Origin of the sequence: Dietzia sp. DQ11-71, from assembly GCF_014144995.1 — a bacterium.
GTDB lineage: Bacteria > Actinomycetota > Actinomycetes > Mycobacteriales > Mycobacteriaceae > Dietzia > Dietzia kunjamensis.
Genome location: NZ_JAALDT010000267.1, coordinates 1 through 10,870, shown reverse-complemented (window position 1 = coordinate 10,870; position 10,870 = coordinate 1). Strand labels below are relative to the sequence as shown.

General features: G+C 65.1%; 12 protein-coding genes and 1 pseudogene. 5 read left to right on the top strand and 8 right to left on the bottom strand.

The features are described from left to right. Positions 1–93: 93 nt before the first annotated feature. Positions 94–660, bottom strand: coding sequence for a copper resistance CopC family protein (locus G6023_RS10110; protein WP_182635296.1), 567 nt, complete (start codon positions 658–660; stop codon positions 94–96). Between the two features lie 37 nt (positions 661–697). Continuing rightward, complete coding sequence (locus G6023_RS10105) at positions 698–1,231, bottom strand: hypothetical protein (protein ID WP_182635294.1); 534 nt, start codon at positions 1,229–1,231, stop codon at positions 698–700. A 163-nt stretch (positions 1,232–1,394) separates the two neighbouring features. On the opposite strand from G6023_RS10105, the gene G6023_RS10100 reads away from it, so the two are divergent. Next, positions 1,395–2,342, top strand: coding sequence for a metal ABC transporter solute-binding protein, Zn/Mn family (locus tag G6023_RS10100; RefSeq protein WP_182635292.1), 948 nt, complete (start codon positions 1,395–1,397; stop codon positions 2,340–2,342). A 202-nt stretch (positions 2,343–2,544) separates the two neighbouring features. Here G6023_RS10100 and chrA read toward each other — a convergent pair whose 3' ends face one another. Genes chrA through G6023_RS10085 form a run of 3 tightly spaced genes read right to left on the bottom strand, consistent with a single transcriptional unit; the run spans position 2,545 to position 4,953 of the window. Then, a complete protein-coding gene (gene chrA / locus G6023_RS10095) occupies positions 2,545–3,972 on the bottom strand; it encodes a chromate efflux transporter (RefSeq protein WP_182635290.1) in 1,428 nt (475 codons plus the stop codon). Positions 3,973–4,012: 40 nt separating this feature from the next. Then, positions 4,013–4,441 carry a chromate resistance protein ChrB domain-containing protein gene (locus G6023_RS10090; protein WP_182635288.1) on the bottom strand — a complete coding sequence of 143 codons (429 nt, stop codon included), beginning with the start codon at positions 4,439–4,441 and terminating at the stop codon, positions 4,013–4,015. After that, positions 4,438–4,953: a Chromate resistance protein ChrB gene (locus tag G6023_RS10085; protein WP_206680992.1), complete on the bottom strand. Its 516-nt coding sequence runs from the start codon at positions 4,951–4,953 to the stop codon at positions 4,438–4,440. Before G6023_RS10085 ends, G6023_RS10090 begins: the two co-directional genes overlap by 4 nt. A gap of 89 nt (positions 4,954–5,042) precedes the next feature. Here G6023_RS10085 and G6023_RS10080 point away from each other — a divergent pair, with 89 nt between their 5' ends. Together G6023_RS10080 and G6023_RS10075 are read left to right on the top strand one after the other, a co-directional pair. Then, entirely contained in the window at positions 5,043–5,432 is a 390-nt protein-coding gene (locus G6023_RS10080) for an ArsR/SmtB family transcription factor (protein ID WP_182635286.1), read from the top strand. Beyond that, complete coding sequence (locus tag G6023_RS10075) at positions 5,432–6,658, top strand: MFS transporter (protein ID WP_182635284.1); 1,227 nt, start codon at positions 5,432–5,434, stop codon at positions 6,656–6,658. Before G6023_RS10080 ends, G6023_RS10075 begins: the two co-directional genes overlap by 1 nt. On the opposite strand, the gene G6023_RS10070 is transcribed toward G6023_RS10075, so the two are convergent. Then, complete coding sequence (locus G6023_RS10070; protein WP_182635282.1) at positions 6,651–7,535, bottom strand: LysR family transcriptional regulator; 885 nt, start codon at positions 7,533–7,535, stop codon at positions 6,651–6,653. The genes G6023_RS10075 and G6023_RS10070 overlap by 8 nt on opposite strands. 98 nt (positions 7,536–7,633) lie before the next feature. Between G6023_RS10070 and mqo the strand changes: the two genes are divergently transcribed. Then, a complete protein-coding gene (gene mqo / locus G6023_RS10065; RefSeq protein WP_182635281.1) occupies positions 7,634–9,136 on the top strand; it encodes a malate dehydrogenase (quinone) in 1,503 nt (500 codons plus the stop codon). Positions 9,137–9,402: 266 nt separating this feature from the next. Here mqo and G6023_RS10060 read toward each other — a convergent pair whose 3' ends face one another. Both G6023_RS10060 and G6023_RS10055 read right to left on the bottom strand, forming a co-directional pair. Then, positions 9,403–9,687 (bottom strand): hypothetical protein, encoded by a 285-nt coding sequence (locus G6023_RS10060; RefSeq protein ID WP_182635279.1) that lies wholly within the window; start codon positions 9,685–9,687, stop codon positions 9,403–9,405. Between the two features lie 291 nt (positions 9,688–9,978). Further along, positions 9,979–10,193: pseudogene (locus tag G6023_RS10055) on the bottom strand (MFS transporter); the annotation flags it as partial. Between the two features lie 77 nt (positions 10,194–10,270). Between G6023_RS10055 and G6023_RS10050 the strand changes: the two are divergent. Next, entirely contained in the window at positions 10,271–10,645 is a 375-nt protein-coding gene (locus G6023_RS10050) for an ArsR/SmtB family transcription factor (protein WP_182635278.1), read from the top strand. Positions 10,646–10,870 lie beyond the last annotated feature (225 nt).

Genomic DNA, 10,870 nt, shown 5'->3' with positions numbered 1-10,870 from the left:
CTAAACCGGCGCGTGGCCCGCGACCGGGTAGGACGCGGGCCACGCACGCCTCATCCGGGCGGGAGTGAACTCCCGCCCGTGCAAGGGGTTGGGTTAGTGGTCGCGTGTGCCGCGGAACGCCACGAAGTACAACCCGCCACCGGCGAGCAGCACCACGGCGATCGCTGTGGCGATCCAGATCGGGAAACCGCCGTTCTCGTCCGAGGCGGCCGCAGACTCTGTCGCCTCGGGAGCTTGCAGTTTCACGTTGTCGGCCCCGCCGTGGCCCGAGGTGGGTGTGGAGGCGGTCGGAGCGAAGTCGAACGCGATTCTGCCCTGAATCGGGTGCCCGTCAGCGGAAACGACCCGGAAGCCGATCTTGTACTGGCCAGCGTTGCCTAGGCCATCGAGATCGACGCTCGGGTCCCTTCCCTGTACGCGGGGTTCGCCTTGTGCCCACTGCGTGCCGTCGGGGCCAAGAACGGACAACGCATGGAAGTCTTGCCGAATGTCCTGATTGAACGTCAACGTCACTTGCTCTGGGGCCACTTCGATTGTGGATCCGTCGGCAGGGGTACTTCCGGACAGCGCGGCGTGGGCTGCCGCCGGGCCAGCGGCGACTACCGCCGCGGTCAGTGCCACGCCGAGGCCGGTGAGAGCGCGGGCAAATAGTTTCTTCATGTCGGGTTTCTCGATTTCGTGTGGGAAGGAGTAGCGGTCAGCTCGCACCGACGACCGGGGGCCCGCGCCGACTGACCGTGCCCCGCTCCCACACTCGCGGAAGGACGACCACCGCGACCGACGTCGCGGCGAGCATGCCAGTGGTCTCGTCCAGTCGATGCGGCTGGGCCATCAGTGAGATCACCTGCACCGTCGACGCCACACACCACCGCAAGGCGGCCTCCACGGCCACCAGGAGGCAAACTCCGATCCCGACGGCAACGGCGTGTGCGCTAACCGTCGACATCGACGGCCCGGCGTGGTGTCCCGGCCCGACCGCTGTCGACAACATCAGATGGCACAGCATCTGCCCGCCGGTCAGGTACCCGAGCAGCGTCCACCGCCGAGCGAGCGCATTCAGCCCACCAGCTATGGCCCCGAGCCCGCTACACACCGCCAGCAGCACGGTGATCTGGCCAGCGCTCGGCCAGTGGCCGCCGGACCAGCCGTGTGCGGAGACCGCCGTCAGCGCCGTCACCGCTCCCGTGCTGACGCCGCGGGCCAGCGCACCGACCCGCCGCACCACTGTCATTAGCCTCAGCATAGGGGCGCCCCACATCGCCCCGCACCGCGCGACCCTGGTGTCACGGGCCATCTGGCGCGCCAGCGATAGGCGCCCGCTACCATCCTTAATGGGAATGATTCCCATTACTGTTTAGTTTGAGGAGTACGCGGTGCGCAGAGCACAACGCACGATGGCCCTGATCGGATCAGCACTGACTGCGGCGGTCGCTCTAACCGCCTGCAGCAGCGACGAGGCTGTGGGCACCAGCGACGGGCAGGTGAGCGTCGTGGCTTCGACGAACGTGTGGGGCAGCATTGCCGGGGCTGTGGCAGGTGAGCACGCCACCGTCACCGCGATCATCGAGGAACCGTCCGCGGATCCTCACTCGTTCGAGGCCAGCCCCTCCGACGCCGCTGCCATTACCGAGGCCTCGCTGGTCGTCTACAACGGCGGCGGCTATGACCAGTTCGTCGATGACGTTCTGGGCGGCCGTGGCAGCGCGATCCCCGCCGTTGATGCCTTCTCCCTGGCAGAACGCGCCGCCGACACGCCTGAGGAAGCTGGTGCCGATGACGGTGGCCACGACGATCACAGCGGGCATGCGCACGGGTCGATCAACGAACACGTCTGGTTTGACACTGCCGTGGTCGGCGCCATGGCGTCGGCCATCGCCGAGCAGCTCGCCGGGATCGATCCTGCCAATGCTGCGGCCTACGCCGCCAATGCGGGGACGTTCCGGGCTCAACTCGCCGATGTGGACACTGTGATCGCGTCGATCGCGGCCGCTGATGGCGACGCTGTGATCGTGCAGACCGAGCCGATCGCGCACTACCTGATCGAGGCCGCGCGTCTCGACAACGCGACCCCGGCCGAGTTCGAGCGGGCCATGGAGAACGGCACCGACCCCTCACCCGCGGCGATCACTGAAACCCTGGCACTTATGGGCGACAAGCGCGTCCGCGCCCTGATCTACAACGTTCAGACGCAGGACGACGTCTCCCAAAACCTGCGTGCCACCGCTGAGGAGTCCGGGATCCCCGTAGTGGAGGTGACCGAGACTCTGCCCGAGAACACTGACTACATCACCTGGATCACCGCGGCAGCCCAGTCCCTCGGTCGAGCGCTGCAGTCGTCATAGTCGGCGCCTCCGATCGACCGGGGGCCGCTTCGGGGAACCGCTGACGGGCATCGGGTGCACCGGGTGCGCTGACGGAGCCTGAAGTGTTCCCAGGCTTTCTCCGCCTCCGACTCCGCCCCGCCGCCGCAGCGCCGCCGCAGCGCCGGCGGGCGTGCCGGAGGCGGTTGGTGGGTCGTGAGTCCGATGGGCGTGGGGGTCGGTGTCACGGTAGGGGAAGTCCGGCGACCGCTGCTGCTGCGCCGAGTGCTGCGCACACTGCCAGGGTGCGGAGAACTGGCCATTTCAGGGGGAAGACCAGGATCAACGCGATGAGGGTGATGGCGGTGCTGACCGGTTGCCAGGTGGACAGGTCGGGCAGTTCGAGCCGGATCGGGCCCCACTGCAGTCCGGTGGTGGTGGCGAACAGGGTGTGGAAGGCGAAGTAGAGCGCGAGATTCGCGATGACGCCCACGACGGCAGCGGTGAGGCCGGTCAGTGCTGCGGAGAGAGCCTTGTTGTTGCGGAGTTGTTCGATGTACGGGGCGCCGAGGAACACGAACACGAAGCACGGGACAAAGGTGACCCAGGTGGTGATGAGGGCGCCGAGGGTTCCTGCGATCCACGGGTCCAGATCGCCGGGGTTGCGGTAGGCGCCGACGAAGGCGACGAACTGCACGACCATGATCAGCGGACCGGGAGTGGTCTCGGCCAGGGCCAGTCCGCGGACCATTTCGCCGGGGGCGAGCCAGCCGAAGACTTCGACGGCGCGCTGGGCCACGTACGCCAGGACGGCGTAGGCGCCGCCGAAGGTGACCAGTGCGGTGCCCGTGAAGAACATCCCCTGGGTGGTGAACACACTGTCGGTGCCGGTGAGTAGTGCGACTGCGAGCAGCGGTATCCCCCAGACGGCGGTACCGATCGCCAGGACCATCCCTGCGCGTCGTGTGGTCGGTCGCTCGGAGTGCAGGACATCGTCGGGGATGAGTGGCGGCGGTTCGTCAGCGTCGGTGGCCCGTGGCGTGGCTTTGCTCTGCAGCGCGTCGGGCCGAAGTCGGCCGATGAGCCAGCCGATGGCGGCAGCGGCGACGATCACGACGGGGAAGGCGACGGAGAAGACCGCCAGCGCGATGAACGAGGCCACTGCCAGCAGCACCAGTGCCCGACTGGCCAGGGCGCGGCTGCTGACCCGGTGGACGGCTTGGGCGACGATCGCCACCACAGCCGGTGCCAGGCCGGCGAAGATCGCCGTGACGGCCGTGGTGTCGCCGAACGCCACGTATATCCCCGAGAGGGCGAGCATCGCCACCATGCCCGGGAGGACGAAAAGAGTGCCGGCGGCGATGCCGCCCCGTGTGCCGTTGAGTAGCCAACCGGTGTAGATGGCCAACTGCTGCGCTTCCGGTCCGGGAAGGAGCATGCAGTAGTTGAGTGCGTGCAGGAACCGTTTTTGGCCGATCCACTTCTTCTCATCGACCAGGGCGCGTTGCATTACGGCGATCTGTCCGGCTGGCCCACCGAAGGTTTGCAGGCTGATGGCGAACCAGGTGCGCAGTGCAACGCGAAGCGGGATGGCGTCGCTGTTCGCGGGTCGGATTCGCGCTGGGGGCCCTTCGGTAGCGGCCGGGATGTCGGCGGTGTTTTCGCTGGTCATGGGATTGAGCGTCCTGGTTTCGGTAATGGGGTGGGCGAGATCAGGCGGGCCGCCCGCCGAGCAGGCTCCGGCGGAAGTATTCGTAGAGTCCGTTGAAGACCGGCGCGGTGACGGCCATCGTGTGGTGGTCGTCGCCGATCAGGGACAGTCCGCGAAGGACGGTGTCGAGGCCGGGTGCTTCGGGGGCCTCGTACCGGTCGTCTTCGAGGTCTGCCTCGTGGATGATCTCGGCGATGCGCCACAGGACGGGGTCGGCCAGCTCGTAGCGACGCAGGATGGTCTCGAACGTGCAGTCCCCGTTGTGGTGGGACAGTTCCACACCTCGCATGTCGAACGGGATGGCGTCTGCTGGCACGTCGTCGGGTCCGGTAACGAAGACGAACTCGGCCTCGCTGTCGACGAACCGGGTGATCAGCCACGCGCAGGCAGCGCGATCTACGTGGATCCCGGTGCGAGTACTCCACTTCACAACGTTTCCTTCGTCTGAGTTCTATCTGCGGCTTGCGCATCTGCGCGGGCGAGTTGCCGGAGGGCGGTGTGGGCGTCGGTGCGTTCAGGCGGGGGGAAGTAGTCGCGCCTGGTGATCTGACGCCACTGATTGCGCAGGCGGCGCAGGCTACTCACTCGCTCCGCCTCTGTTGCGTGCACAGCCGCGGATGCCTGGGCAGCGAGATCGGCGTACTCCGCGGCGCGGGCGGATCGCATCTGCTCGATGAGCTGGAGCTCTTGGGCCTGGGTGGTCGCCGACGCGATCCAGACCCCGGCCTGGCCGCCCCACTCGAGGACCTCATCGGCAAGCCACTCCAGATGCTCCCGCGACCGGGCGTCGTCGGGCAGGGCAATGACATTGTCGGCGAACTGGGCCACCCCGAGTCTTTTGAGCTTGCGCCATAGCGCAATGCGTGGCGTCGACGGCTCCCGAGGCAACCGATAACTCAGCAGCACCCACTGGCCGCGTGTGGCGGGAGTCGCGTTGTCCACACCCGAAATGAAACCACGGTTACAAGCTCTTGCGCCAGTGGAGATACGAAGAACCAGGGATCCGCGCCAAGGTATGCAATAATCTGCGCATGGACGCAGATACGCAGATATGCGGGCTCGATCCGGGCAGTCAGTTCGTCGAATTGGCCGTGGAGGTGTTCGCGATGCTGGCCGATGCCACGAGAGTGCGGATCATTCTTGCGTTGCGGCAGGCGGGGGAGATGTCGGTCAATCATCTGGCAGACGTGGCGGACAAGACTCCGGCGGCGATCTCGCAGCATCTGGCGAAGCTGCGACTGGCCCGCATTGTCGAGAGCAGACAGGAGGGCCAGCGCGTGTTCTATCGATTGGCCAATGAGCATGCTTCGCAGCTGGTCTCTGACGCGATCTTCCAGGCAGAGCATGCCCTCGGGGGGACACCTCGCCATCACCGAAATGGGACTGATCTCGTGCCGGCGGTGCCGACGGGACCGCAGTAATGGTCGGGGTTCTTCGGAACCCGACCTACGCCCGGCTGTTCATTGCGCAGGTAGTGGCGCTTCTGGGTACGGGCTTGCTGACGGTGGCACTCGGATTGTTGGCGTTTGACCTGGCTGGACGCGATGCCGGCGCGGTGATGGGTACGGCGTTGACCATCAAGATGGTGGCGTATGTGGGAGTGGCGCCGGTGGTGGCCGCGCTGGTGGATCGACTGCCGAAGAAAGCCGTTCTCGTGGGGGCGGACCTGATTCGTTTCGCGGTCGCCTTGCTCCTGCCGTTTGTCGCTGAGGTGTGGCAGATCTATGCCTTGGTGTTCGTGCTGCAATCGGCCTCGGCGACATTCACTCCAGCGTTTCAGTCTTTGATTCCGGCGGTGCTTCCGGATGAGCGTCAGTACACCCGTGCGTTGTCGCTATCGCGGCTGGCGTATGACCTCGAGTCGCTGCTCTCGCCCGCTTTCGCCGCTGCACTGTTGGCCGTGGTGAGCTACCACGACTTGTTTGTCGGCACCGCGATCGGTTTCGCCGGATCCATCGCGTTTGTACTCCTAGCGCGCCTGCCGGCGGCAGCTGTCACGACCTCCGGGCTCCCGTTCTGGCGCCGACTCCGGGAAGGGGCCGAGGTGTTCTCCCGCACGAAAACACTGTGGTTCCTGATGTCGGCCAACGTCGCGGTCGCTGCCGGCACTGCGCTGGTGATGGTCAATACCGTCGTTTACGTCCGCGGGGTGATGGACCGTGATGACGCGGCGCTTGGACTCACCCTGGCGTGTTACGGGCTCGGTTCGCTGCTGGTGGCATTGGCCACACCGTGGATCGTCGAACGCGTCGGGGTGATCCGCACGATGATGGCTGGTGTTGCCGTGATTGCGATCGCGCTGGGAGCTGCGGTAGCGGTCACTGCGGCGGTCACGACCTCGGCTGCAGGCTGGGGATGGCTCTTGGGTACGTGGGCGCTACTCGGCGCGGGCACGTCCCTGGTCAACACGCCGTCCTCGCGGCTGCTTGCCGATGCCTCCACAGACCAGAACCGCAATCTGGTCTATACGGCCCAGTTTGCCCTCTCTCATGCCTGCTTTCTCGTCACTTATCCGATCGCGGGCTGGTTGGGCGCGAGCAGCTTGATCTGGGCCGCCGCCGTCTTGGCCGTCGTCGCGACCCTCGCCACGGTCATTGCGTTTGGCCTGGCCAATGCGACCGCAAGAGGGCCTTTGTCTCTTAGGTGAAGTTGTCTAGAAGGAAGCTGCTGAGGCGTTCAGTGGCAGGGGCGGTGGTCGACGAACTCCATGCCAGAGCGATGTCGCGACGGTATTGCGTGTCATCGAGCGAGACTTCAGCAAGACCTGGTGGTGTGCGCTGGTCGCGGGGCAGAAGCCCGATACCGAGGTTGCGGACGATGAGCTCTCGGATGGTGGCGAATTCGGTGACCTCGATGGCGATATCCGGGGTGAAGCCGGCCTGTTGGCACCAGGTCTCGGTCAGTCGCCGGATGTTGTAGGCCGCAGGGGTGGCGATGAACGTCTCTCCGGCGAGATCGGCAAGCCGAACCCTGTCGAGGGTGGCGTACCGATGACTGGCCGGGAGGACGGCCACGATTTCTTGCTGGCCGATTATCTCGTGTCGTGCCCGGTCGGGCGGTGGAATGACGATCGCTAGATCCAGGTCGCCGGAGAGAAGATCTGCCGTGAGTTCTGACCCGTGTGCTTGTTTGAGCAGCACCCGGATACCTGGGTGACGGCGGCGGAACTCGGCGAGTAGATCCGGTACGTGGCCCGATCCCATCGTCAGCGGGAAACCAAAGCGAACCGTCCCGTGTTCCGGATCCGCCCGGCCAGTAACGGCATTGAGGGCCAGCTCTAGCTCCTCGAGCGGTCCGCGAATGCCGCGAACGAGGTCTGTAGCTGCTCGAGTCAGCCGCACCACCCGTCCATCGTGGATCAGTAGCGGCACCCCCAGCTGCTGCTCGAGTGCATGGATACGCCTGCTCATCGACGACTGTGGCACCCCCAAAGAGGCCGCCGCGTCAGTCATATGCCCGTTGCGGGCAGCCAGTTCCACCAACGCCCGTAGCTGCGGCGCAAAAACCCCCATCCACTGTTCCATAAATGGATTATATCGTCCGAATAATTCATTGGACGGAACGGGTAGCGGCGGCGCAGGCTTGGTGTCGCGGACATTGCCGCCGATTCGAAGGAGACTTCATGCCCGTGCAGAAAAACCAGCCCCCAAACGAGGACCGTCTCGATGCTGATGTGGTCCTGATCGGTGGGGGCATCATGTCGGCAACGCTCGGATCGATGCTCGCTGTCCTGCAGCCGGACTGGCGCATTGTGCTAGTTGAAAGGGCCAGCAAGGTGGCCTCCGAAAGCAGCGGGCCATGGAACAACGCCGGTACCGGACACAGTGGCTTCTGCGAACTGAACTACATGCCTGACCCCGCCAACGGCGGCAAGCCGGCCACGATCGCAGGCCAGTTCCTCGTCAGTCGGCAGTGGTGGGCCCATCTGGCCGAGACGGGACTAGTTGACCCAAATGTGTTCATCCATTCCGTCCCACACATGGACGTCGTTTTCGGCGCGAAAGACATTGAGTACCTGCGGCAGCGTTACGAGACGTTGCGCAGGGATCCACTGTTTGCCGGCATGAGCTACAGCGAAGACCCCACTCAGATCGCCGAGTGGGCCCCGCTCCTGGCAGAGGGCCGGCAGGCCGGCGAGCAGATGGCGGCAACCTGGCACCCCGAGGGCACCGACATCGACTTTGGCGCGTTGACCGAACAGCTGACCCGCATCATCGCCGGTGCTCACGGGCAGGTTCTCTGCGGTCATGAGGTGCGTTCACTACGCCGAGCGGATGATGGCGGCTGGACGGTGGCCGGCAGGGCAGGTATGAGAAAGTTCACCATTCACAGCCAGCGTGTGTTTGTCGGCGCAGGCGGCAATGCGCTACGCCTCCTGCAGCAAGCCCGTTTGCCGGAGGTCCGAGGCTATGGAGTGTTTCCCATCGGAGCGGGGTTCCTGCGCAGCTCCGAGCCGAGCGTTGCGTCCCGCCACCACGCGAAGCTCTACAGCCAGGCGGACCTCGGCGCTCCGCCCATGTCCGTGCCGCACCTAGACAAGCGAGTCGTCAACGGCGCGGAGCACTTGATGTTCGGACCCTATGCCACGTTCAGCACCAAACTACTCAAGAACGGACGGCTCACCGACTTCTTCACCACACTGCGGTGGCACAACATGCACGTCCTTGCTGCCGCCGCCCTCCAGAGCCTTCCGCTCGTGCGGTATCTCATCACCGAGCTTGCCTCGACTAAGCGAGCACGATTCCGGAAACTCCAACGTCTCTACCCCGATGCGGTTCCGAGCCAGTGGGAATTCATTCACGCCGGACAGCGAGCCCAGCTAGTTACTCCCGACAAGAAACGCATCGGCGCGCTACGGCAGGGCACCGAGACTGTTGTAAGCGACGACGGGACCATCGCCGGATTACTCGGCGCCTCGCCCGGCGCGTCGACCGCGGTGCCGATCATGCTCGACCTCTTGCGGCGAAGCTTCCCCAATGAATGGCGCCTTACCTGGCGGCCAAGGCTCTCTCAGATGATGCCTGGACTCAATCCCGAAGCCGAGTGGGATGTCTCGAGCGTTTCTAGCATCGTATCGTCGACGTCACGCTCACTGAAACTGCAGCCGCGAAGTGGCCAGGGATAACGATCGCCAACCCGCTCTGCGCAACGCCTCTGGACCGAAGTAGTCAGGGGAATTCACGTGCGCTGCACTCTCTTTCGGGTAATGCGGTACGCCGGACCGTCAGTTCAGATCGCTGGTGGCGGCGACTTCACGGGGTAATGCGGGGGGAGGCCAGTTTCTGCTGAACAAAAAGGCTCTTGCCATCAGGTGGTTGCCTGCAAAGAGCGAACTAGACATTTGCGGCGGCGACTGGCGGGTGGTCGGGCCGACTGGGGTGCACCGTAGTTCTACGTGGTGCTGTGGGTCGCGGCGAAGATTAGGAACGCAACGAACAGCGCGGCGAGTGCCAGGCCGGTGCCGATGACGGCGTCACGCTGATTCGACGCCTCGCCTTGATCGACTCGTTTGAGGCCAATCCATCCGGATACGAGGGCAACTACTGCGGCGGCAATGGTGATGGTGCCGCCGACGAAGGGCACGAGGGAGGCCAGCGCGGCGACAATGCCGGCGACCAGGGACGTGATCCCGGCGCCGTTGCGGTACGAGGTCCCGGCGAGATGGTTCGCGGGCATCGGGCCTCCCATTGCACAGTCGGGTAGGCGAATAGTACTCAAAGTAGGTGAAGCCCGGGGCTGCCCTGTGTGCCTGCCTCCGGTGCCCGGCAAGGGGGTCCGGGCGAGTTGGTCTGGTCGATCCCGCTACGCACAGCTGCGTGCGACGATCCGACTTTGGGGTGGATGTTGGTGGTGGGGACGATCGGAGCGTCGGCTCCGCTGGTGCGCTGGGTGGCCGGGGCGAGGGGTTTGCGGAATTCTTGGGGTGAATCGCCCTGGCACCGTCGGAGCCAGGGCGATTCAATTGAAGCGGTCGGCGTACGTCCCGGCTATCGGGGCGATCAGGACATAGGCGACCATCTTGATAGTCAGCGGGGGGCCAGCACTGCCGCTGCCCGGGTGCCGGCCAGCTCGAAGGCCAGCAGCCCTAATGCGATTGTGGCGAGCCCGTTACCGGCCAGGGCAACGCGCTGAGCCCCGAATAGATGCAGGTAGGGCCGAACGGCAAACAGTGAGGTGCTCATCGCCGCGCCCCTTTTTCTTCTGCGCCACCAGGCTCGGGCAGTAACCCGAGACCCGCCTCCATGCCATACTGGTGCTTATGTATGCACACGATAAAAGGAGAGGGTGGGAAGAGTCCACGCCGCCAGCCGAGATCGTCGACGCGGCCGCGACGCTTCTTCGCATGCTGGCCGACCCGACCCGCATGCAAATCCTGTGGCTACTGAGCCTGCGGGACTACGACGTCGCCTCGCTGACCGAAGAGCTTGGCGGCGCCAGGCCGGCGGTGTCGCAGCACCTGGCCAAGTTGAAACTGGCCGGGTTGGTGCACTCCCGCAAGAGCGGCCAACACAGCCTCTACAGCGTGCGGGGTGTGCACATTCGTCAGCTCCTGGCCGAAGTCCTCAGCACCGCCGACCACCACATCAACAACCTGCCCGACCACCAGGCCCAGTCCGGCACGGAGCAGACATGACGAGAAATCCTCCGGGCCGCTTTCATGCCCCCGACCAACAATCTCGGCTCGCAAGAGGCCGGGTCCGGTCTGACCCGACCTGACCTGACCGTAGAAGGGAACCAGTTTATGTACCGACCGACAAATCCACGGGACAAGGCGGGGCGGGTCCTCTATGAAGAGCGAATGAGGATGTTGCCCGGACTGGTCCAGCCGCCGGCTCCGGACTGGGAGGAACTCGACGAA

What these genes read in the sequence shown, in the direction of transcription:
- G6023_RS10110 (WP_182635296.1), bottom strand. Translation starts at nt 660, where the DNA reads ATGAAGAAACTATTTGCCCGCGCTCTCACCGGCCTCGGCGTGGCACTG.
- G6023_RS10105 (WP_182635294.1), bottom strand. Translation starts at nt 1,231, where the DNA reads ATGACAGTGGTGCGGCGGGTCGGTGCGCTGGCCCGCGGCGTCAGCACG.
- G6023_RS10100 (WP_182635292.1), top strand. Translation starts at nt 1,395, where the DNA reads ATGGCCCTGATCGGATCAGCACTGACTGCGGCGGTCGCTCTAACCGCC.
- chrA (WP_182635290.1), bottom strand. Translation starts at nt 3,972, where the DNA reads ATGACCAGCGAAAACACCGCCGACATCCCGGCCGCTACCGAAGGGCCC.
- G6023_RS10080 (WP_182635286.1), top strand. Translation starts at nt 5,043, where the DNA reads ATGGACGCAGATACGCAGATATGCGGGCTCGATCCGGGCAGTCAGTTC.
- G6023_RS10075 (WP_182635284.1), top strand. Translation starts at nt 5,432, where the DNA reads ATGGTCGGGGTTCTTCGGAACCCGACCTACGCCCGGCTGTTCATTGCG.
- G6023_RS10070 (WP_182635282.1), bottom strand. Translation starts at nt 7,535, where the DNA reads ATGGAACAGTGGATGGGGGTTTTTGCGCCGCAGCTACGGGCGTTGGTG.
- mqo (WP_182635281.1), top strand. Translation starts at nt 7,634, where the DNA reads ATGCCCGTGCAGAAAAACCAGCCCCCAAACGAGGACCGTCTCGATGCT.
- G6023_RS10060 (WP_182635279.1), bottom strand. Translation starts at nt 9,687, where the DNA reads ATGCCCGCGAACCATCTCGCCGGGACCTCGTACCGCAACGGCGCCGGG.
- G6023_RS10050 (WP_182635278.1), top strand. Translation starts at nt 10,271, where the DNA reads ATGTATGCACACGATAAAAGGAGAGGGTGGGAAGAGTCCACGCCGCCA.